At 44.8% G+C, this 18,630-nt stretch carries 25 protein-coding genes; 11 read left to right on the top strand and 14 right to left on the bottom strand.

Annotated elements, in window-relative coordinates; genetic code table 11:
* Positions 1-91 precede the first annotated feature (91 nt).
* The 3 genes from E2R66_RS02930 to E2R66_RS02920 all read left to right on the top strand — a co-directional run bounded on the left by E2R66_RS02930 (position 92) and on the right by E2R66_RS02920 (position 1,338).
* The gene (locus E2R66_RS02930) at positions 92-508 is read left to right on the top strand and encodes a DUF4199 domain-containing protein (protein ID WP_133226531.1); all 417 of its coding nucleotides are present in this window, start codon (positions 92-94) and stop codon (positions 506-508) included.
* Positions 501-815: a DUF2752 domain-containing protein gene (locus E2R66_RS02925; RefSeq protein WP_240049223.1), complete on the top strand. Its 315-nt coding sequence runs from the start codon at positions 501-503 to the stop codon at positions 813-815. The genes E2R66_RS02930 and E2R66_RS02925 overlap by 8 nt, the downstream gene beginning before the upstream one ends.
* A 154-nt stretch (positions 816-969) precedes the next feature.
* Positions 970-1,338 carry a TM2 domain-containing protein gene (locus tag E2R66_RS02920; RefSeq protein ID WP_133226533.1) on the top strand — a complete coding sequence of 123 codons (369 nt, stop codon included), beginning with the start codon at positions 970-972 and terminating at the stop codon, positions 1,336-1,338.
* Positions 1,339-1,684: 346 nt separating this feature from the next.
* Here E2R66_RS02920 and E2R66_RS02915 read toward each other — a convergent pair whose 3' ends face one another.
* Positions 1,685-1,879 carry a DUF2683 family protein gene (locus E2R66_RS02915; protein ID WP_133226535.1) on the bottom strand — a complete coding sequence of 65 codons (195 nt, stop codon included), beginning with the start codon at positions 1,877-1,879 and terminating at the stop codon, positions 1,685-1,687.
* 67 nt (positions 1,880-1,946) lie between these two features.
* Between E2R66_RS02915 and E2R66_RS02910 the strand changes: the two genes are divergently transcribed.
* Both E2R66_RS02910 and E2R66_RS02905 read left to right on the top strand, forming a co-directional pair.
* Positions 1,947-3,044: a Nif3-like dinuclear metal center hexameric protein gene (locus E2R66_RS02910; RefSeq protein WP_133226537.1), complete on the top strand. Its 1,098-nt coding sequence runs from the start codon at positions 1,947-1,949 to the stop codon at positions 3,042-3,044.
* Entirely contained in the window at positions 3,044-3,787 is a 744-nt protein-coding gene (locus E2R66_RS02905) for a zinc ribbon domain-containing protein (RefSeq protein WP_133226539.1), read from the top strand. The genes E2R66_RS02910 and E2R66_RS02905 overlap by 1 nt, the downstream gene beginning before the upstream one ends.
* Positions 3,788-3,812: 25 nt before the next feature.
* Here E2R66_RS02905 and E2R66_RS02900 read toward each other — a convergent pair whose 3' ends face one another.
* Positions 3,813-4,577 carry a DUF4184 family protein gene (locus E2R66_RS02900; RefSeq protein WP_133226541.1) on the bottom strand — a complete coding sequence of 255 codons (765 nt, stop codon included), beginning with the start codon at positions 4,575-4,577 and terminating at the stop codon, positions 3,813-3,815.
* Positions 4,578-4,708: 131 nt separating this feature from the next.
* Here E2R66_RS02900 and E2R66_RS02895 point away from each other — a divergent pair, with 131 nt between their 5' ends.
* From E2R66_RS02895 to E2R66_RS02880, 4 genes are all read left to right on the top strand, one after another.
* Positions 4,709-5,242: a carboxymuconolactone decarboxylase family protein gene (locus E2R66_RS02895; protein WP_133226543.1), complete on the top strand. Its 534-nt coding sequence runs from the start codon at positions 4,709-4,711 to the stop codon at positions 5,240-5,242.
* A 26-nt stretch (positions 5,243-5,268) separates the two neighbouring features.
* On the top strand, positions 5,269-5,688 hold the full coding sequence (locus E2R66_RS02890; RefSeq protein ID WP_133226545.1) for a nuclear transport factor 2 family protein: 420 nt from the start codon (positions 5,269-5,271) through the stop codon (positions 5,686-5,688).
* Between the two features lie 12 nt (positions 5,689-5,700).
* Complete coding sequence (locus E2R66_RS02885) at positions 5,701-6,618, top strand: helix-turn-helix domain-containing protein (protein WP_133226547.1); 918 nt, start codon at positions 5,701-5,703, stop codon at positions 6,616-6,618.
* Positions 6,619-6,778: 160 nt separating this feature from the next.
* On the top strand, positions 6,779-7,642 hold the full coding sequence (locus E2R66_RS02880) for a hypothetical protein (RefSeq protein ID WP_133226549.1): 864 nt from the start codon (positions 6,779-6,781) through the stop codon (positions 7,640-7,642).
* A 16-nt stretch (positions 7,643-7,658) separates the two neighbouring features.
* Here the strand turns inward: E2R66_RS02880 and E2R66_RS02875 are convergent, their stop codons facing one another.
* The 7 genes from E2R66_RS02875 to E2R66_RS02845 all read right to left on the bottom strand — a co-directional run bounded on the left by E2R66_RS02875 (position 7,659) and on the right by E2R66_RS02845 (position 12,297).
* Positions 7,659-8,729 carry a PA0069 family radical SAM protein gene (locus tag E2R66_RS02875; RefSeq protein ID WP_133226551.1) on the bottom strand — a complete coding sequence of 357 codons (1,071 nt, stop codon included), beginning with the start codon at positions 8,727-8,729 and terminating at the stop codon, positions 7,659-7,661.
* Positions 8,730-8,759: 30 nt separating this feature from the next.
* Positions 8,760-9,401: a response regulator transcription factor gene (locus E2R66_RS02870; RefSeq protein ID WP_133226553.1), complete on the bottom strand. Its 642-nt coding sequence runs from the start codon at positions 9,399-9,401 to the stop codon at positions 8,760-8,762.
* Between the two features lie 125 nt (positions 9,402-9,526).
* Positions 9,527-10,003, bottom strand: coding sequence for a hypothetical protein (locus E2R66_RS02865; protein ID WP_133226555.1), 477 nt, complete (start codon positions 10,001-10,003; stop codon positions 9,527-9,529).
* Positions 10,004-10,128: 125 nt separating this feature from the next.
* On the bottom strand, positions 10,129-10,311 hold the full coding sequence (locus E2R66_RS02860; RefSeq protein WP_134737898.1) for a hypothetical protein: 183 nt from the start codon (positions 10,309-10,311) through the stop codon (positions 10,129-10,131).
* A gap of 47 nt (positions 10,312-10,358) precedes the next feature.
* A complete protein-coding gene (locus tag E2R66_RS02855) occupies positions 10,359-11,162 on the bottom strand; it encodes a sensor histidine kinase (RefSeq protein ID WP_133226559.1) in 804 nt (267 codons plus the stop codon).
* A complete protein-coding gene (locus tag E2R66_RS02850; RefSeq protein ID WP_133226561.1) occupies positions 11,126-11,785 on the bottom strand; it encodes a hypothetical protein in 660 nt (219 codons plus the stop codon). Before E2R66_RS02850 ends, E2R66_RS02855 begins: the two co-directional genes overlap by 37 nt.
* A gap of 59 nt (positions 11,786-11,844) precedes the next feature.
* Positions 11,845-12,297: a hypothetical protein gene (locus E2R66_RS02845; RefSeq protein ID WP_133226563.1), complete on the bottom strand. Its 453-nt coding sequence runs from the start codon at positions 12,295-12,297 to the stop codon at positions 11,845-11,847.
* A gap of 419 nt (positions 12,298-12,716) precedes the next feature.
* Between E2R66_RS02845 and E2R66_RS02840 the strand changes: the two genes are divergently transcribed.
* Positions 12,717-13,805 carry a metallophosphoesterase gene (locus tag E2R66_RS02840; RefSeq protein ID WP_133226565.1) on the top strand — a complete coding sequence of 363 codons (1,089 nt, stop codon included), beginning with the start codon at positions 12,717-12,719 and terminating at the stop codon, positions 13,803-13,805.
* Positions 13,806-13,850: 45 nt separating this feature from the next.
* On the opposite strand, the gene E2R66_RS02835 is transcribed toward E2R66_RS02840, so the two are convergent.
* The 3 genes from E2R66_RS02835 to E2R66_RS02825 all read right to left on the bottom strand — a co-directional run bounded on the left by E2R66_RS02835 (position 13,851) and on the right by E2R66_RS02825 (position 16,132).
* Positions 13,851-14,705, bottom strand: coding sequence for a DUF2911 domain-containing protein (locus E2R66_RS02835; protein WP_240049222.1), 855 nt, complete (start codon positions 14,703-14,705; stop codon positions 13,851-13,853).
* Positions 14,706-15,041: 336 nt separating this feature from the next.
* Positions 15,042-15,554, bottom strand: a complete 513-nt coding sequence (locus E2R66_RS02830; protein ID WP_133226567.1) for an anti-sigma factor family protein — start codon at positions 15,552-15,554, stop codon at positions 15,042-15,044.
* Positions 15,551-16,132 (bottom strand): RNA polymerase sigma factor, encoded by a 582-nt coding sequence (locus E2R66_RS02825; RefSeq protein ID WP_133226569.1) that lies wholly within the window; start codon positions 16,130-16,132, stop codon positions 15,551-15,553. The genes E2R66_RS02830 and E2R66_RS02825 overlap by 4 nt, the downstream gene beginning before the upstream one ends.
* Before the next feature lie 276 nt (positions 16,133-16,408).
* Here E2R66_RS02825 and E2R66_RS02820 point away from each other — a divergent pair, with 276 nt between their 5' ends.
* The gene (locus E2R66_RS02820; RefSeq protein ID WP_240049221.1) at positions 16,409-16,780 is read left to right on the top strand and encodes a DUF6249 domain-containing protein; all 372 of its coding nucleotides are present in this window, start codon (positions 16,409-16,411) and stop codon (positions 16,778-16,780) included.
* Between the two features lie 56 nt (positions 16,781-16,836).
* On the opposite strand, the gene E2R66_RS02815 is transcribed toward E2R66_RS02820, so the two are convergent.
* On the bottom strand, positions 16,837-17,349 hold the full coding sequence (locus tag E2R66_RS02815; RefSeq protein ID WP_133226571.1) for a DinB family protein: 513 nt from the start codon (positions 17,347-17,349) through the stop codon (positions 16,837-16,839).
* Complete coding sequence (locus tag E2R66_RS02810) at positions 17,327-18,547, bottom strand: sensor histidine kinase (RefSeq protein WP_133226875.1); 1,221 nt, start codon at positions 18,545-18,547, stop codon at positions 17,327-17,329. The genes E2R66_RS02815 and E2R66_RS02810 overlap by 23 nt, the downstream gene beginning before the upstream one ends.
* Positions 18,548-18,630 lie beyond the last annotated feature (83 nt).

The following is an 18,630-nucleotide window of genomic DNA, read 5'->3' as shown; positions in this document are numbered from 1 at the left end:
AGCAAACAAAACGGCGGATACTTTACTTTTAAATGATATTTCGCTGCTGATAGGCAGCGCCAACCAAAACCATAACTAAAGTTTTTGCAACATGAAAAATTCAGTAATATTCGGCATAGTGATAGGTGTATTAAGCACCATATGGCTTTTTGTGCTGCGCGGCAGCCATGCCGACCTCACCGATAGCAAGGTGGCCACCATAGAATACGTTTCGGTACTCATACCGCTAATCGGCCTTTATTTCGGCGTAAAGAACTTTCGCGATGGCGAGCTAAAGGGAAAGATGGGCTTTTTAGAGGCGCTTATCCAAAGCTTTAAGATACTGCTGGTGGGCGGTGCGCTAACCACGTTTATCGGTATTATTTTTATAAACTGGGGCGGCATAAGCGCTCAGGACCCAACACTGCAGGCCTTTAGCGGCCGCATTTTTGGCGCATTGCTTGTTGGCGTAATTATGGCTTTTGGCGTATCTTTACTGCTCACCACGCGCAGTAACAGAGTTGATTAAAAAGCTTTTTAACAGGTACTTCGAACTTGTATTTTGGATAGCTGCGATGGCTTGCCTGGTGTTTACCAACCCGGCGGGGCCATCGCATTTTAGTTTATGCCCACTAAAGGCCATGGGTATTGCCTGGTGCCCGGGCTGCGGGCTGGGCCACGCTATTGCTTATTTGTTCCATGGCGATATTCGCGCTTCTTTCCATGCCCATTGGCTGGGCATACCGGCGGTGCTTGGCATATTGTACAGGATATATACCCTTATTTTCCCGGTAAACTATCTTGCCCGCATGCAGCGTGTCGATACTCACCGATAAATTTCTCTCCGTTAAAGCTCCGGGCCAGTTTCACCGCAAAATCTGCCTTGTTTACCGATACTTTATCACAGGCTGCCAATAATGCATTGACCACGATCGTGTTTGGATGTAGTTTTACATCATCAATCATCACAAACATTAAAAAATTACAGCCATGAACACGCACTACGATCCTTATATGACCTTCTCGGATATAACAACCGAAGAAATGATGTTTTTGCAGCAGGCAACAAACGGCCTAAGCGAAAGGCAAAAGCAATATTTTTATATGGTTTACTCAGGCAAAAGGCGCAGCCCGCAGGAAATACTTATCTACACCTTGCTAGGTTTTGTTTTAATTAACGGTGTGCAACGCTTTGTTACCGGGCAAACCGTAATGGGCCTACTTTACTTGTTTACCGGTGGTTTTTGTTTGATCGGTACCATCATAGATTTGGTTAACCACCGCTCCCTGGCCACCGAATACAACCAAAAAATGGCTTATGAGTCTTTCCAAATTACCAAAATGGCCGTTCAGGAATAATTAACAGAAAACATCACCCCAAACTTTAAATACATATACACATGAAAACGCTTAACAAAAACACCGATAAACTAACCGTGCGCTTCGATAAAGAACTACTGGCGCTGTTACAGAACGACCTGAAAACCGCAAAGGCTAAGAAAGCCTGATAAGATAGTAATCAACGGGCTTAAAACCCCGGAAGACCGAAACGATTGTAAGCATTGGGAAGGGCCACAGCGCCCGGCGGCGATTGGCCCACCAAAGAAAATATTACAGGCGTTTTGGTCTTTGTTTGTTAGTGGTGATTTTTAACCACAGAGCGCACAGAGGAGGCGCAGAAGGACACAGAGATTTGCCTGTCGATTTATTTCCAAAGGTCTTTTATTTCGATTTGTTTATAACGCCCCGCTTTAAAATCCTCTTCACAACGGTTTATTTTTTCAACAAACGCAGTATCGTAATTGGGGATTTCTTCAAACGGGATTTTAAGCTCTTTTAGAAAAATTTTTACAGCAATCGCTTTTTCTTTTGTATTAGGGTGGATGATTATTGTCTCCATAAATCTAAAGTATAAAAAACCCTGACAATCTTTTTAATCTCCTCAATCCTGTATTACCTTCGCTTATATGAAATTAGCACAGCTTACCGCTTATCTGGAGAGCCTGGCGCCCTTGGCTTACCAGGAAGATTATGATAATTCGGGCCTAATCGTCGGCCACCCGGATGCCGATATCCACCAGGCGCTCATCTCGCTGGATTGTACCGAAGCCGTGGTAGACGAAGCCATTGCCACCGGCTGCCAGGTAATCGTGTCGCATCACCCCATCGTTTTTAAGGGACTTAAGAAGTTCAACGGCAAAACCTATGTGGAGCGCGTGGTAGAGAAAGCTATCCGCCACAACATCGCTATCTACGCCATTCATACTAACCTGGATCACATCATGACGGGGGTAAACGCGCGCATTTGTGAAACGCTGGGTTTAAAGAATAGCCGAATACTGACCCCCAAGCAGCAATTATTAAAAAAGCTGGTAACCTATGTACCCGTTGCACAAGCAGAAGATGTGCGCAACGCGTTGTTTGCCGCAGGGGCCGGCAATATTGGCAACTACAGCGAGGTGAGCTTTAATGCCGAAGGTTTCGGTACCTTTAAAGCAAACGAACATGCCAAGCCCTATGTGGGCGAGCCGGGCAAACGCCACCGCGAGCATGAGATTCGTATCGAAAGCATTTACCCCGCCAACCTGGAAAGTAAAATAATAATGGCCCTGGTGCTGGCTCATCCCTACGAGGAGGTAGCGTATGACCTTTATGCGCTCACTAACCAAAACCAGCAGGTAGGTAGCGGTATGATAGGCGAGTTGGAAAACGCAAAGGATGCCGGTGCTTTTTTAGCTGATGTAAAAGAAAAAATGCGCACAAGCGTTATAAGGTATACCGAATTTACGGGAAAACCCATCAAAAAAGTGGCGGTTTGCGGTGGCTCGGGGGGCTTTTTATTGAAGCAGGCCATAGCGGCCGGGGCCGACATTTTTATCACCGCAGATTACAAATATCACGAGTTTTTTGATGCCGAAGGAAAGATAGTGATTGCAGACATCGGACATTTTGAAAGTGAGCAATTTACGCAACAATTATTGCATGAAATTATTCAAAATAAATTTGTTAACTTTGCGGTCCGTTTAACAAAAGTAAATACAAACCCCGTCAAATATTATATTTAATGGAACAAACTGTAGAACAAAAGCTTAAAGCTTTATACGACCTGCAAACCATCCACACCAAAATTGACAAGATACGCCAGGTACGCGGCGAATTGCCTATGGAAGTTGCCGATCTGGAAGATGACGTAGCCGGATTAGAAACCCGCATACAAAAAATAAAGAACGAGCTGGACGACCTTGAAGACGAGATTGTAACACGCAAAAACATCATCAAGGAATCGCAAGCCAACACCAAGAAATACGAAGCCCAGCTTAACGAGGTTAAAAACAACCGCGAGTACGATGCTATCTCTAAAGAAATTGAGATACAGGGCTTGGATATACAGGTAAGCGAGAAGAAAATACGCGAGTTTGGTTTCGAGATAGCGTCTAAAACCGCCATCTACGAGAAAGCACAGGCTGATTTAGATGCCCGCCGTGCCGACCTTGACGCTAAGAAAGACGAACTGGGTACCATTACTGCCGAAACCGAAAAGGAAGAAAACGAGCTGAACAGCCAGGCCGATAAAGCTACCGTTAATATAGAAGAACGCCTGCTTACTGCTTACAACCGCCTGCGCAACAATGCAAAGAACGGCTTGGCGGTAGTAACCATACAGCGCGATTCATGCGCAGGCTGCTTTAACCAAATACCTCCTCAGCGCCAGAGCGATATACGCCAGCGCAAAAAAATCATCGTTTGTGAGCACTGCGGCCGTATATTGGTTGATGAGCTGATGGCTTTGGAAGAAGAGAACGCATAACACGCAACCAACTATAAATTTATATTTAGAAGGCTCCAGCTATGGGGCCTTTTTTGTTGCGTGCATAACTGCCAACCAACAAAAGCCCAAGTAATAATCCGGAAATGGCGGTTACAATAATGTCGCCGTATGGAAACTCACTTTGGCTATTCCATGTTTTAATGCATGCAATGGCTTTTATGGCCAGCACCAACAACATTATAGCCGAAACACTAAGCCAAAAACGGGCTTTATTTTGCTGGCCGCTTGCCTCGCCTTTTGGCAGCCGTGTTATAGCAATTCCAATTACGCTGAAACCAATTACAGTACTGCAGTGCTGCAAGAATTTGTAAACGAAAACCGGATGTCCTACGAGGTTAATAGTTGAAGTAAATATGGGGAAGTGCGCGGCAAAATACCGTTGCTTGTGCGTAAAGCCATCCCAAAAAAGGTGCGATGCCGAGCCTATTAAGAGGCAAATCATTATAGTAATAACACCTTTGGCAGATACGCCACCGGCATCGATGCTTTTATAGGTAGAGAATCGGCGGTTTAAGTATGCGGGCAGATAATCAATAAGATGTTTTTTTACGAGGCGCTGATAGGCAAAATATACAAGCATGCCAAGCGGCAGGTCGAACCAAAATAAGCCGCCCAAGCTATGCCCGTAGATACCTATCAATTTCATCCGGATAAAATATTCAAAATCGGGAATCATGCTGCCGATTACTAAAGCTGTTAACGATACCGTCCGCTTGGACAAACGACCTAAAGGTAATACGATAGCGGGGTGTGCAAAAGTGAAAGGCATAAGCTAATGTACAAAAAGGAAAGGTATTGCAGGGAAAACTATCCATGTACTTGCGCCCTTTATCCATTTACCGGGATGGCGGGATGCTGCACCTTTGTATTGTCAATAACGACAAACAAAAGCACAGTAAAATGAAAAAGCAATTTTTAATACCTACCCGCGAAGAAGTATCCCCAGCCAACCAGGCCATATTTGATAACCTGAAAAAAGCCCTGGGCTTTGTACCAAACCTGTACGCCACCATCGCTTACTCCGATGCTGGTCTTGGCCGCTACCTGGCCTACCAAAACGCAAAAACCACATTATCCAATAAAGAAAAAGAGGCCGTTAACTTGATTGTAAGCCAGGTAAATGGTTGTGCATATTGCTTAAGCGCCCACACCGTAATAGGCAAAATGAACGGCTTTACCGATGAGCAGATACTAGACCTGCGCAAAGGCAAAAGCGAAAACGCAAAGTTGAACGCGCTGGTTAAGCTGGCTGCAGAAATTACCGCCGACCGCGGCAGGGCTACAGAAGAGGCTGTAAACGATTTTTACGCAAACGGCTACACCAACGAAAACCTGGTAGATTTAATTTTACAGATAAGCGATAAAACAGCCATGAATTACCTGCATAATTTAACAGATATTGCAGTGGATTTTCCTGTAGCACCGGTATTGTAATAACCGGCAGGCAAAACCATAAAACCATGAGCATAGCAAACAAACGATATCCACTGCCGCCATTCAACATGGAAACTGCCCTGCAAAAAGTGCAGGCGGCGGAAGATGCCTGGAACACACGCGACCCGGAGAAAGTGAGCCTGGCCTATACCATAGATTCGGAATGGCGAAACCGGACCGATTTTATCAACGGACGCGAAGAAATCAAAGCCTTTTTAACCAGCAAGTGGGAAAAGGAACTGGATTATAAGCTTAAAAAGGAGCTTTGGGGTTTCCGTGAAAACCGGATGGCCGTGCGTTTTGAATATGAGTGGCACGACGAAGCCGACCAGTGGTACCGCAGCTACGGCAACGAGCTTTGGGAGTTTGATGAGGATGGCTATATGCAAAAACGCTTTGCCAGCATTAACGATATGCCCATTGCCGAAACCGACCGTAAATTATAAGGCACAACAAAAATGACCGACCAGCAAAGCTTTACATTAGTTAACCCGCAAACGGGTAACCTTGCCTTTAAGCTTTTTGAATTTAGCAATAATAGTTATTTCGACCATATACAGCGAAATAACTATTATTCGCTTATTTGGATAATGGCGGGCAACGGCAATGCCCGGGCCGATTTTAACGACTACATCTTTACTGCCAACACGTTGTTTGCCTTTGCGCCCTATCAGCCGTTTATGTTTACACCGAAAGAAGACATCGCCGGGCTCGCGCTTCATTTTCATCCCGATTTCTTCTGTATTCATAAACATCAAAAAGAAGTGGCCTGTAATGGGGTGTTGTTCAACAATATCTACAATCCGCCTTTTTTGTTTGTGGATGAACAAGCCACCACATCGTTGGAGCTGATATTGGGCCAGATAAAAGCCGAAATGCAGAACCCTGCTTTGGCGCAATATGAACTGCTGGTATCGTACCTTAAAATATTGCTGATAACCGCCTCCCGCTTAAAAGCGCAGCAGCAGCCTGAGGCAGAAAAAGAAACAGCCGGCAGCAAAGAGCCATTTATCCTACAGAAGTTGAAGGATTACATCGAGCTGCATTTTAAAACCCGCCATGCCGCCGGCGAGTATGCCGACTTGCTGAACATTACACCAAAGGCATTGGCCAAAATTACCAAAGCGCATTTCAACAAAACGCTTACCGACCTGATATCCGAGCGCATCATCATAGAAGCCAAACGCGAACTATACCTCACTAATAAGCCCGTAAAAGAAATTGCCTACGAACTGGGCTATAACGACGAAAGTTACTTTAGCCGTTTCTTTAAAACCAATGCAGATGTAAGCCCGCAGATGTACCGGGATACGGTTGGGTTTAACAGGATGGGTGAGGGTGATGCTATGCGGACGCAGAGGCCGTATGCTGGGTGATGGAGTGGTATTAGCTACCGTAAGTTTATATTTTAAAAGTTTCTGGATGCGAGGCGTTTTTTGCGGTCTTGATGTTTTTCAGGATCAGCGATCTTTAATTATATTTATGGCAAAATACTACAGGTACAAACCGCTCTAACCTATTACCCGCACAATTAGTATGAAGAAACTTTTCTTTTTCCTGATACTCGCTATTCCGTTTAAAAGTAAAGCGCAAGCGTTTTACACGGGATTGTATGGCTTTAAGCTGGAGCAATACAGAGCCGCTGTAAAGACAGAATTGGGGAAGCCATTTAAAAGCGGAAAGTTTGATGATGGCTTTGATTACGAGGTGTTTGCATTAAAGTCCGACAGGTCCTTATACATGATATTTGAATACTCGCCAGAAGAGAAAGATGTTGTTTGGAGCATCCAGGTTTCGGGAAATATCAATTCGGGCGATATTGGTTTTAGGGGGTTAAAGCTGGGGATGAGTAAGGCAGAAATTATAGCCTTGTTGGGTAAACCATCAACAACGGAGAACATTGGCGAGTATGGCGATAAATGGGTTTACGATGGCACTAACTTTTCCCTCGAAATAAATAAGTTGGAAAAACTATCCAGTGTAAAGATAATGAATACGTCGCACGAACTGTTTCCGAAAGGACCGGATGTTAAAAAGATCCCATCCTTCGATCGGATTCGAACAGTGCTGAACTCTGGTAGCAATGCCGATATTCTGAACCTTCTTTCGGGCGACGTGGAGGTTTACTATAAGCAGAAAGTATACGCCTTTGAAAAATCATTTAAAACGGAGGGGGCAACCGATTACTCAACAACCTTATCTATTATTAAAGCAATTAGCAAGGACCTCGATACGGTAGACATCCACAGCAATTATTATGAAGAAAACATGCGCATTGGGCTGGGAGTAGATGTGAGGCATGTAATTAAAATCAAAAGCGGCCACCAAGTAAAAGAGATCGTTCTCAAGTACTTTGGCGGGGAGTACTATATTTACGAAATAAACGCAAACGATAATTAACCCTAAATTTTTAACCTCAAAACATCCCCATCTGTTTCCCGCCTTTAGGAATAAACAAACTCAAATCGTAAGGCGGCATTTCGCGGCCGGCCAAAAAGCGCACGCAAGCCATGCGGTATAGTTGATGGATGGAGTTGGCCACGTGGCCATCGCCGCTCATGCGGCGGCCGAAGTCGCTATCGTTCAAGTTGCCGTCGTGGCATGCTTTTATCATGTTCAGCACTTTCTCGGCGCGATCGGGAAAGGCTTTGTGCACCCAATCGGTAAAAATTTCAGCAATGCTACCGTTGAGGCGTACGATGGTGAAGCCTGCGGCCAAAGCTCCCCTATCGGCAGCGGCTTTGATAATCTCGGGCATCTCGTTGCTGTTTAGTCCGGGAATGATGGGGGCAACCATGACCCTAACGGGGATGCCTTTTTCTGATAGTTTTTGTATCACGGCCAACCTGCCCATTCCGGTTACGGTACGTGGCTCCAGCTTTTGGCGTAACGATTCGTTTAACGAATTGAGCGATATATTCACATGGATAAGATTCATGGCTGCCATTTGTGCCAGGATATCCAGATCGCGCAGCACCAGGTTGTTTTTGGTGATGATGCTCACCGGGTTGCGGTATTTAAGGAACAGCTGCAGCAAAGCGCGGGTGATTTTCAGCTTCCGTTCGATAGGCTGGTAACAATCGGTATTGCTGGAGAGAACCATGGGTACGGGCTCGTAGCCTCTTTTGTTGAAGTGCTTTTCAAGCAACTCGGGCGCATTGCGTTTTACGATGATCTTACGCTCGAAATCCAACCCGGCGCTGAAACCATAATACTCGTGCGTATTGCGGGCGTAGCAGTATATGCAGCCGTGCTCGCAGCCCTGGTAGGGGTTTATAGAAACGAAACGACCAAGGTCGGGGCTGTTTGATTCGCTTACAATTTTTTTGGCACTCTCCTCAAAAAGCTGTGTGCGGGTATCTTCAAGCAGTTGTTCATCAAGCCCTTCGGCATGCTCCAGCACGTACTTATTCTTCAGAAATTTGTTGTGTGTGTTTACCTGTGCCCCTCTACCCTTAAAAAATTCAGGATTCTCCTCATGCGCCATAAGCACAAATTTGCTAATTAAATTAGCAAATTACAACTCTATCAAATTGTTTTTTATGGCATAGAGTACCAGGCCCACACGACTCTTTATCTGTAGTTTTTCGAAGAGCTGGTCGCGGTAACCGTCAACGGTGCGTGCACTGATGCACATATGGTCGGCAATTTCTTTGTAGGTGAGTTCGGTACCGGCCAGTTTTAAAAATTCCAGCTCGCGGCTGTTCAGTTTTACATCGTCAGCATTGCGGTTATAGTTGTTTACCAGATGGCGGGTAACAAATTCGGGATAATAGATCTCACCTTGAGCTACCTTGCGCAGCGCGTGCTCAAACTCGTATGGTTCAGAGTCTTTGAGCAAGTAACCTTTTACACCCAGCTTCACCATAGTCAGCACTTTTTCGGCATCCTCAAACATGGAGAGTACGATTACGCAGACATCCGGATAGTTTGCTTTTAGCCATCGCGCGGTTTCTATCCCGCCCATCACCGGCATGTTTATATCCAGCAGAATAATATCGGGTTTCAGTTGCGGGGATAGTTTGCGGGTAAGTTCTTCGCCGTTGCCGGCTTCGAAAAGTATCTTATATCCGCCAAGGCTGTTTATCAGCGACACCAGTCCGCTCCTGAACAGGCGATGGTCATCAACCAGTACTATTTGTGTAGCTTCCGTAGGCATTTTTTGTTGTAAAAGGGGGTCAACATATATCGTAATACAACAACCCTTTGCCGGCTAGCTGCTGCTATTGTTTAGCAGCAACCCCTATAAAGGCTGCTCTGCGCTTAAAATTTTTTTACGAATAATTAGTTAATTCTTAACGTATAATTAGAAGCGCGGGCACCGTAAATAACGATGGTTAAGTTAAATAAATGTGAATAATACTGCAAGCACAATTTTAACCGGTTTTGTACCGTTTTTTTAAAGCCAAAAGATACGAACTTTATATCCTCCCTGCAGGCTTGGCCGGCTTTCGGAAGCATAAAAAAGCCATACTTAACCAGCTGTATAGTATGGCAGCAGAGATATTGGGATGCCCATAAACTGTGAATGTAATTGTAATTGCTTTTGTAGGCCATATAGGGAAACGAGGCATAAAGTTGGCTACGCAAAAGCCAGTAAGCTGGTGTTTGCCCAAAACCAGGTAGCACAATGATGGATATCGGTTGGATGGTGTAATGCAGGAGCTCGTAAAAATATAGGCCGCACAAAATCATGACGGCTATATAATGCAACAGTATGGTGTAGGTATCCAGATGCCAAAAGCCTTGTAAGAACGCCATGTTGATAAGTGAGCATGTCAGCGTTATAGCTATAAAAAGGCTTATCCCGCTTTTTAAAAGATGGCGTTATCAGCAAACCATTCAGAAAAAAGGCGTAAAACAAAAAGGAAATATCACTACTGATATTACTTGCGTACAAATTGCAATGATTGATGCCTACCCACCCTTTCATCGTAGCAAACGTAAATAGCAATTAAAAGCACGTAAGGTAGCCAGTAAGCATGTACTGTAGGCTTCATTTTTAGATATTGCACGATAGCCAGTATCAAAGCCATTAATTTAAGCAAAAAGTACACCGACTTAAGCATTTGGGCTAATATAGGTATCAACCGGGGCAAGGCAAACGGTTGCCGGTTTAAGCTATGGTAGTCTCTTTGCTAATGGGATTTACATCAATGCTTACGTAGCAACCTTTACCTGGTGAGCTGCTTATTTTGGCAACCGCGCCTACTAATGATGCCCTGTTTTGCATATTGCGCAGGCCCGAGCCGCCCACAGTAAGGGCATCGTAATCAAAACCGGCGCCGTTATCTGCAATGGTTAAATTGAACGCATTGTCATCATACCGCATGCTAATTTTGAACTGGCTGGCACCGGCGTGTTTAAGGGCATTATTCAGTGTTTCCTGAAAAATGCGGAAAAATACCAGTTCGCGCTCATCACCCAGGCTAAAGGGCTGCCCTTCAACATCCATTACAGCTTCCATAATGCTGCTTTTGTTTATCCGGTCAGCCTCAATAGCAATTGTTTTTACCAGCCCCAACTGGGCAATATGCTCAAAACTTAAGCTTTTTGATAAGTCGCGCAAATCGCCAATGGCTTGGGCTACCAGCTTGCGGCTCTCGTCTATTTTATGCGTGCGGTCGGCATCGGTAAGGTTGGCCGTAAAAGCCAGGTTAAGCTTTACGAATGATAACACTTGAGTAATGTTATCGTGTATTTCGCGGCTTACGTAGTTAAGCGTTTGCTCCTGCATTTCTATTTGCGTTTTAAGCAATTCCTGGCTAAAGGCAGCTTTAAGTTGCTCCTGCTCCATGTGGTACTTATTGTGCCTACGCTGGTACAAAAACAAAAAACCAATAATAAATACGGCCAGCAGCAAAAGCATCCCTGTGCCGGCTATTACGATATTGATAACTTCCTGGTCGGTTTGAGGCATAGGAAAGAAATAATTAAACAGGTGTACAATACAGCGTTGGCCATATCAGCTATCATTCGGTAAAGCATAATATATTCATAATGGCGCTTGTAAGCCATATAGCCAAAGGATGCAAAAAATAAAAACTCGCCCAGGTAAAAAAACAATACGCCGGTGGTTAGCCAAAAGCCGGGCAACTTAATAATGCTGAGGCTGTTGCTGAAAGAAACCTGCATTAGCTCCCAAAAGTAAACGCCAGTAATTAATATAATTACGATAGTTTGCATTATAATGGCACTAACATTCAGCGTCATGAGACCCTGAATAAACACCAGGCTGATAAGGTTATAGGCGAGGCAAGCATAGATAGAGATGAGTATGATTTTTTTGTATGATTGATTTTTTAATGTATTCCTGATAAAAAAGCTATAAAAAGCAAACTCAATGGTAGTTATTACATTGGTGGCCAAGGTATTGTTGTTGCCTATAGCAAATTTGTTATACAGTGAGCCGGTTTCGTACAGCACAATCAATACCAGGAACGGTAAGAAATACTTATAAACGGACTGCAAAAGCGATTTGCTTTTGATTATGGCAATGAACAAGGCCAACAGTTCAAAGCCAAAATAAATATCAAATGTCATATTGCTACGGGGGAAAATGCCGTAGCAATATAACATTTTACTGTAGATATATCCGCCGACTAGGTGCAATTCTCGGGTGGGCATATTTTGCCATGGTTTAGGCCATCGCCGCCACTTGTTGTAGTGCCGCCACCAGCTGTTGCTGCCGTTTTAGCTTCCGCGCTCGTCAACAGATCGACATGTGCGGATTCGGCCGAAGGGGCCTTAGTTGCTACGAGTACTGTCATTAGCTTGTTATGCGCATGTTCCGGTATATCGGTCAAAATATTTTTTTTATCGTGTATGCCAAAGTAGATGCGCAAACCGAAACCAGTGGAGTCGCCGTCGTAGCCATTGTCAGCAAACAATTTATCGATAGCTTCCTTAGAAAACCAAACCGACTTGCTGTCTTTCTCGGGGTCGAGCGCTTCAAATGTGCCGTCTTCGCGCATAATCTGCATGCGTTTAAAGTAGTTGTCAGACAAGCGTTTGATTTTGGCGGCCGATACGCCTGCGTTTAATTCTTTTGCCATAGCTTAATTGTGTTAAGGGTTAAAACTAATCTCTAAATTAAGTTTTTTACCCTTATAAAAGACAGTGTTTTCACGGTATTTTTTACCGCGAAAACCACGGGTTATTTGGGTGTTCTACTTCTTTTGAATAAGCCAATTTGAACCGTACTTTGACTTAACAGATAATTAGTTGATTGTACCCATGCTAAGTGATTCCAAAAACTTGTCGCGGGAAAAAGTGTTAAAAACGCCAAAGCTCAAATAAGCGTTTTAAAGTTAATCCCTACTTCGGGGGAATTTAGGGATGGAAGGAAATGGTTATGGGGGCATCTCGCCCCCACGCCTCCTTCCAAATAAAATCAAAAAATTAACAGCAAAAGGCATCTAAAGACCCTGCATCTACCTGCAACAATTTACGCCTTTTGCATGTTATCTTTGCCATGCGCAGTTTTCTAAAGAAATTATTGTATGAGCGCGTATCGCGCCTTGCTGATAAGTTTTCTTCGCGCCCGGACAAGAGGCGGGTGGATAAGGCGCTGGCTGCGTTATTCAAAAACATTACTACCCGGCCGGGCAAAAAAGGGCCGCTCATCAGTTTCGATGCCGCTAAGGATAAATTTGTAATCCTGTCTGACCAGCACAAAGGCGCGCGCGATGGTGCCGATATATTTGCCGGTGCCGAGAAAAACTACCTTGCCGCCCTCGACTATTACTACGATAGCTTGTTTACCTACATCAACCTGGGCGATAGCGAAGAGCTTTGGGGAAACCTTTTCCTTACCGTAAAAAAGCACAACAAAGCCACCTTTGATAAAGAGACGTTGTTTGTTGATGCAGATAGGTTCGTTAAGATATTCGGCAATCACGATTTGTATTGGGGCAATGATCCGCTGGCCATGCTTAGCCTTGCGGAGATATATGGCAAAGCTATCCGGATTTATGAAGGCGCGGTGTTGCAAACCTATATAAAAGGTAAAATGCTATCCATATTTATGACCCACGGTCACCAGGGCGATCTGCAAAGCGACGGTAATTGGTTTAGCAAGTGGTTCGTTTCGGATATATGGGGGCCATTGCAAGCCTATCTGCGCATTAACCCCAACACGCCGGCTTTTAACAACCAGCTAAAAACTGACCATAACCGCATCATGTACGAATGGAGTAGCCAACGTAAAGACATGCTGTTGGTTACGGGACATACGCATCAGCCCGTGTTCCGCTCGTTTACACAACTGGAAAACTTATATGCACGCTTAGAACGCTCCAAAAACAAAGGTGAAGATGCCGAAGCGGCACTATTAGAGAAAAAAATAACAGCCTTGCACCTGGAAGGGCATACCCAGCCCGACTTTAACGGTTACCTGGATACTTACTTCAACACCGGCTGTTGCTGCTTTGATGACGGAGACATTACGGGCATAGAAATAGCCGACGGCCACATCCGCCTGGTAAAATGGCATTACCGCCACCATACTAGTGAAAGAATTGTGCTGGAAGAATGCAGCCTGGAAGATTTGAAGCTGCAGTAAGCGTTTTGCTTTGGGCTTTTTGCAACAGGCGCCACTTTGGCGGGTTTAGTCTTTTGCCTGCGTTATTACGGCTTGGTTAAGGCGCACGTACTCGTCATCATTAGTGGCTTTCGCCAGGTTAACGCCTTCCTGGGCTGTCGCAATGGCTTTCGCCTTTTCGCCCATTTTGAGTTGGATACGGGCCTTCCATAATTTATACCACGGGCCGTTCGGTTCCATTTGCTCCGCTTCTAAAGCCCATTGCATGGCCTTGTTAAGGTCTTTATCGTTCTCGTAAAAGTACTGTATGGCGTTGAAATAGGGGCGTTTGTTTTTATCGCCCAGCATCAACTTTTCAATATTGGCGGTAATTTGGGCATCATCGTCTGTTTGCAGGCGTATGGGTACTGCCGTATTATCCCAAACCAGGTACAGCTCGGTAGTTTTTGTGGTAGAGTTAGCAAACTGCATGGTAAAGGTCTCCCGTTTTTCATCAACCGGGCGTGATTTTACTTTTACGCGCAACACGTCATCCTCTTGTTTGTAGCCATAAGCTCCCCATTGTTTGGCGGTTTTGTTGAGGATGATGGTCCAGTCGGTTTCCTCGGGTATGCTAAAGAGGGCATAAGTACCGGCCGGCACTTTGTTCCCTTCAAAAATTACATTCTCGGTAAAGGTGATAGTTGTGGCCGCGTTGGCACCGGTGCGCCAAACCTGGCCGTAAGGGTTTATACCGCCGAATATTTTACGGCCTTTTACGTTGGGGCGCGAGTAGGTTACGGTTATTTTGCCTAAGCCAAAATCCTGTATAATGGTTTGGGTAGAGCTGGCTTCGGGTATGCGCAGTTCCTGGGCAAATGTTTGGGCTGTTGTACAACAGGCAAGCAACATAAAGCACAGGCAGTAAAAAGACTTCTTCATCGTCAGGTATAAATTTACTACTAAGGTAATGATTGTTGAATGAATTTTAAATGAAATAGACTTGCGCGCGGGCCAAAGGTTCAATCGCCTTAAAAAAATAAAAGCCCCCTAGACTTGCTCCGGGGGACTTTCAACCTAAACCTTATCACAATTAACCGGTAAGGATTACCGGTCCGTTGAGTGTATTACAAATACTGTACCAAAAACTATTGCGTGTTTAAACGCGCACTTTTATTGCAAATAGGATACAAAACGCACCATTTTTTGAGTCTTGTTTTGAGAGCCCTTGCCATGGCTGTACAATTTGTCAGGAAAATTGTACAACAGTGTACACAATTAGTGTTGTTTTATCCCCTGCCGTTTGCGCAGATAGGTATCCAGCAGGAACAGGCCTATTACCACATCGAAAAACAGGAAGCCTTTTAATACCGAGCCCGAAAAAAAACTTTTGATGTGAGATGCATCCAATTGCTGGGGCATTTTTATGTTGATGTCGATTGCCACAGCCGAGCCAGCGTTCCAGTTAACAGACGTTAACACAAATATGAGCAGCGCCGCTATGGTGATAATAAAAAATGCCGCTATCCCCCATATTATCCGCTTATTGATGGTTGCTTTAAGTGGTTGCATGGCGTTTTCCGTACGGATATTTTCCATTACGTTGTAAGTGAAAGCCATCGATGGCTCGTCAAGTTCCATTGTACTGAATTCCTCGTTCAGTTTCAGCAGTTCGTTATACTGTATGCGCAGGGCCTCGTCCTGCGCAATAAGCTGCGCTATGGCCTGCTGCTCTGCCGGGCTGCAGGTACCATCAATGTAGCTCCAAAGTTGTTCATCTATACTGTTCATATCAGTTCTTTAACTTCGTGTTTTAAATTACGCTCCAGCTTTTCTTTCAAACGCTGGCGCGCCCTAAATAGTTTCACCTTAACGGTATTTGCCTCTATACCTAAGGTTTGTGCTATTTCATCTAAGGATTGCTCGCCTTTATAAAACAGCGTAATAATAGTTGCATCATCGGGCAATAGTTGTGCTATGGCCTGGTTAAGGTAAAACGACCTCGATTTGTTCTCAATGTTGTGCGCATCATACGCGCCTGGTTTGTTTTCTATCTGTATATAAGCCTCGTCATCGTCTATGGAAGAGGTATCTACCCGTTTCTTACGCAAAAACGTCATGGCGGTGGTATATACAATACTGTAAAGCCAGGTGCTGAACTTGCTTTGTTGCTGAAAGCTACCCAACGAGCGATAAGCTTTTACGAAGCAGTCTTGCGCAACCTCTTCAGCGTCCTCGCGCCCCTTTGTAAAACGCAGCGCCAGCGTAAAAACAAAACGTTGGTGCCGTTTAACCAAATCGGCATAGGCCGATTGATTACCTGCCAGGGTTTGTTCTATCAATTCGATATCTGAAGGCTTGCTTTGCATATGATACAACCTCTCTGACTACATGGCGCGGAAATAGGTTACAGGTTAAATTTACGATTTTAGATTTACGAATCACGATTTGGTTCGTTTATCCGCACGACGTTCATTATATCCTTCTCCTACTATTATATGCTACATCTACAATAGTAAATCTAAATGCTAAAATATTTTCTCCCTTACCTGTAACCTGCTTAAAAAGCGTGTGGTCATAGCTTACAAATACACCGTGGTGGTGCATTGGCAAACAAAAACACACACATATAAAATTATAATATCATGGGAACCGCAACTTTAGGCGTACTGGCAGGCATCATAGCAATCATAAGTCTTTTTGCCACAATTTTTGGAACAATTTATTTGAGCAGGCGCGAAAAAATGGCAATGATTGAAAGAGGGATGGATCCTCGCAGTTATAAACCACAACCAGCGCCATATCAAAACTTAAAATGGGGTTTACTATTGGTTGGTGCAGGTTTTGGCCTTTTCCTTGCCTTCTTGCTTGATCGTACCGTTTTTGCAGGTGCAGACCGTTACGACGATCAGAACGCAGCCATCTACTTTGCCTTAATAGCAATCTTTGGGGGCTTAGGGTTGATCTTATCTTACCGTATCGAGAAAAAAGAGCTTTACAATAACGATAAAGGGTAAGCCTGAAAAAGCTTACAAATTAAAAAGGGTAGCGCATTGCGTTACCCTTTTTAATTTTATAAATACCGTTCTTTTAGTATCCGCAGGTGATGCAACTCGTGCCCGGCTGTCATAAATAGCAGTGCGCGCACGGTAAGGTAGTTGCCGCTGGCGGTCCCGCTGCGGTTTAGCGGCTCTTCTGTCAGGTTGCGGAAAACGTACAGGTTAGATTGGCGGGTAACCCTAAACTCTTCGGCTAGCTCGGCCAGGCTGCGGCTGTTGTAATCGGTGTTGTTTACGTAAATGTCCTGATCGAAACCCGGCAGTACGATTTGCTCGCGCGAGAAACAAAAAGCCCTGAAAGCGAACACGCGTTCCGTATCTATGATGTGGCCCAGCACTTCCTTTACCGTCCACTTGCCATCGGCATAAGCATACAGGTGCTTATCTTCGGGCAGGCTGGTGAACAAATCGTAAGCATGCGTAAGTGAATCGGTTAGTAGCTGCATCACATCGGCACCCTCGGGTACCATGTTTACGTAAGTGCCGGCAAATACCGGGTATTGGTTAGGTTGTGGCCTTTGTATCATCTGTTAAACTTTTTAATGCTATCCTGAATGTGGTGCCTTTTCCAAGCTCCGAATCGCGCACGAATATCTGCCCGTTATGGTAGTTTTGTATCATACGCTTGGTGAGCGATAGCCCCAGCCCCCAGCCACGCTTGCGCGTAGTGTACCCCGGTTGGAAAACCGTTTCGAATTTAGAGCGGGGTATGCCTTTGCCGGTATCAGATACGTCGATAAAAACCTGCTTTTTTGCCCGGCTGCCGCTGATAACCACTTTAATGCTACCGGTACCGTCTATAGCATTAACGGCGTTTTTCAGCAGGTTTTCAAGCACCCAATCAAACAGCGGGATATTGAGGCCGGCTAACAAATGCTGGTTACCAGTAAGTTCGAAGCTGATCTTATCGCTTACGCGCACTTTAAAATAATCTACAAAATCTTTCACCACATCATACACAGGGTGGGTCTCCAGCTTTGGCTTCGAGCCTATTTTAGAGAATCGGTCGGCCACTATCTCCAGCCGTTTTACGTCATTCCCCATCTCGGCCAGCAGCGGGTCGTCTTCCGCATCAAACTTGTCTTTGATGAGTTCTATCCATGCCATCAAAGAGGATATAGGCGTACCCAACTGATGGGCAGTCTCCTTGGCAAGGCCTACCCACACCTGGTTCTGCTCAGATTTTCGCGACGAGCTGAACGCCGTATAGGCAACCATCAAAAATATGGCGATCACGGATAATTGAATGTATGGGAATATTTTTAACTGTGTAAGCAGGGGCGAATCTTTATAATAAACCAACCAGCGCTCGTTTAAGATGGTTAACTGTATCGGTTCGTGCTGGGATTTCATATATTCCAGCTCATCTTTAAAGTAACCTGGGTCGTACTTCTGATGCTTAAGCTTAAGCTCTGCAGCATCAAGCTTAATAAAGGTTTTGGTGGTATCCAACCCTCGGGTAAGCTGAAACTCGCCCTTGGCATTTACCACCAGCGAGGGCACAACCGAACTATCGCGCACAGCGAATACATAGTTGAGGAAATCGTTATCGTCAGAAGACATCATCTGCCGCATGCTCAATGCCCACACCTGTGCCCGCGTACGTTCAGATTTGGCAATGTTGCGTACCAGGTAGCTGGTATAAAGTAACGAACCACTGGCAATAACCACCGCAAAGGCAAGTAACGAATATTTCCAGGCACGTTTTTGTTGGTATGGGTTCATCATGAGTAAAAGTCCACAGTCCGGATGCTGTAACGTCCGAAGAAGGGGCAAATTACATAAAATGTTTTTATTGAATGATATTG

This window comes from Mucilaginibacter psychrotolerans (assembly GCF_004519315.1).
Classification (GTDB): domain Bacteria; phylum Bacteroidota; class Bacteroidia; order Sphingobacteriales; family Sphingobacteriaceae; genus Mucilaginibacter; species Mucilaginibacter psychrotolerans.
The sequence above is the reverse complement of the archived record's forward strand: the minus strand, read 5'-3'. Positions and strand labels throughout refer to the sequence as shown.

What these genes read in the sequence shown, in the direction of transcription:
- E2R66_RS02855 (WP_133226559.1), bottom strand. Translation starts at nt 11,162, where the DNA reads ATGCCTCAAACCGACCAGGAAGTTATCAATATCGTAATAGCCGGCACA.
- E2R66_RS02865 (WP_133226555.1), bottom strand. Translation starts at nt 10,003, where the DNA reads ATGGCGTTCTTACAAGGCTTTTGGCATCTGGATACCTACACCATACTG.
- E2R66_RS02895 (WP_133226543.1), top strand. Translation starts at nt 4,709, where the DNA reads ATGAAAAAGCAATTTTTAATACCTACCCGCGAAGAAGTATCCCCAGCC.
- E2R66_RS02825 (WP_133226569.1), bottom strand. Translation starts at nt 16,132, where the DNA reads ATGCAAAGCAAGCCTTCAGATATCGAATTGATAGAACAAACCCTGGCA.
- E2R66_RS02880 (WP_133226549.1), top strand. Translation starts at nt 6,779, where the DNA reads ATGAAGAAACTTTTCTTTTTCCTGATACTCGCTATTCCGTTTAAAAGT.
- E2R66_RS02820 (WP_240049221.1), top strand. Translation starts at nt 16,409, where the DNA reads ATGGGAACCGCAACTTTAGGCGTACTGGCAGGCATCATAGCAATCATA.
- E2R66_RS02860 (WP_134737898.1), bottom strand. Translation starts at nt 10,311, where the DNA reads ATGCTTAAGTCGGTGTACTTTTTGCTTAAATTAATGGCTTTGATACTG.
- E2R66_RS02885 (WP_133226547.1), top strand. Translation starts at nt 5,701, where the DNA reads ATGACCGACCAGCAAAGCTTTACATTAGTTAACCCGCAAACGGGTAAC.
- E2R66_RS02870 (WP_133226553.1), bottom strand. Translation starts at nt 9,401, where the DNA reads ATGCCTACGGAAGCTACACAAATAGTACTGGTTGATGACCATCGCCTG.
- E2R66_RS02910 (WP_133226537.1), top strand. Translation starts at nt 1,947, where the DNA reads ATGAAATTAGCACAGCTTACCGCTTATCTGGAGAGCCTGGCGCCCTTG.
- E2R66_RS02930 (WP_133226531.1), top strand. Translation starts at nt 92, where the DNA reads ATGAAAAATTCAGTAATATTCGGCATAGTGATAGGTGTATTAAGCACC.
- E2R66_RS02840 (WP_133226565.1), top strand. Translation starts at nt 12,717, where the DNA reads ATGCGCAGTTTTCTAAAGAAATTATTGTATGAGCGCGTATCGCGCCTT.
- E2R66_RS02900 (WP_133226541.1), bottom strand. Translation starts at nt 4,577, where the DNA reads ATGCCTTTCACTTTTGCACACCCCGCTATCGTATTACCTTTAGGTCGT.
- E2R66_RS02845 (WP_133226563.1), bottom strand. Translation starts at nt 12,297, where the DNA reads ATGGCAAAAGAATTAAACGCAGGCGTATCGGCCGCCAAAATCAAACGC.
- E2R66_RS02830 (WP_133226567.1), bottom strand. Translation starts at nt 15,554, where the DNA reads ATGAACAGTATAGATGAACAACTTTGGAGCTACATTGATGGTACCTGC.
- E2R66_RS02890 (WP_133226545.1), top strand. Translation starts at nt 5,269, where the DNA reads ATGAGCATAGCAAACAAACGATATCCACTGCCGCCATTCAACATGGAA.
- E2R66_RS02810 (WP_133226875.1), bottom strand. Translation starts at nt 18,547, where the DNA reads ATGAACCCATACCAACAAAAACGTGCCTGGAAATATTCGTTACTTGCC.
- E2R66_RS02920 (WP_133226533.1), top strand. Translation starts at nt 970, where the DNA reads ATGAACACGCACTACGATCCTTATATGACCTTCTCGGATATAACAACC.
- E2R66_RS02815 (WP_133226571.1), bottom strand. Translation starts at nt 17,349, where the DNA reads ATGATACAAAGGCCACAACCTAACCAATACCCGGTATTTGCCGGCACT.
- E2R66_RS02875 (WP_133226551.1), bottom strand. Translation starts at nt 8,729, where the DNA reads ATGGCGCATGAGGAGAATCCTGAATTTTTTAAGGGTAGAGGGGCACAG.
- E2R66_RS02915 (WP_133226535.1), bottom strand. Translation starts at nt 1,879, where the DNA reads ATGGAGACAATAATCATCCACCCTAATACAAAAGAAAAAGCGATTGCT.
- E2R66_RS02850 (WP_133226561.1), bottom strand. Translation starts at nt 11,785, where the DNA reads ATGACATTTGATATTTATTTTGGCTTTGAACTGTTGGCCTTGTTCATT.
- E2R66_RS02835 (WP_240049222.1), bottom strand. Translation starts at nt 14,705, where the DNA reads ATGAAGAAGTCTTTTTACTGCCTGTGCTTTATGTTGCTTGCCTGTTGT.
- E2R66_RS02905 (WP_133226539.1), top strand. Translation starts at nt 3,044, where the DNA reads ATGGAACAAACTGTAGAACAAAAGCTTAAAGCTTTATACGACCTGCAA.